Origin of the sequence: Nocardioides cremeus, assembly GCF_030518195.1 — a bacterium.
Taxonomy (GTDB): Bacteria; Actinomycetota; Actinomycetes; order Propionibacteriales; family Nocardioidaceae; genus Nocardioides; species Nocardioides cremeus.
This window is the reverse complement of record NZ_JAULSC010000319.1, coordinates 1-275: the sequence shown is the minus strand read 5'-3', so window position 1 is coordinate 275 and position 275 is coordinate 1. Positions and strand designations below refer to the sequence as shown.

Sequence of the window (275 nt, the reverse complement as noted above, 5' to 3'; positions counted from 1 at the left end):
TATAACAGAATCCGGAGTGGTTGAGGTTTCACCCGATGAAGCCCTGTTCATTTCCGGTCGTGTATTGGCCAATTATGGAGACTGCGATAAAAACATCAAAAAGCAGCTTGATTCTATCGCCAATGCCGATACGATCGAAACGCTGACCGCAATTAATTTTCAGGAGGGTTACCCGGAACCGTCCTTCATGACATTGGAGGAAGTACGTGCCGCCATCGCCTCGGCCAAGAAAACACCTGAACAGCGGGCGGTCCTCTTCGCCCAAATGACCATCA

At 49.8% G+C, this 275-nt stretch carries 1 protein-coding gene; it reads left to right on the top strand.

Annotation, left to right across the window (positions count from 1 at the left end):
- A partial coding sequence (locus QWJ41_RS21255; protein ID WP_302710492.1) for a hypothetical protein occupies window positions 1-275 on the top strand: 275 nt, incomplete at both ends.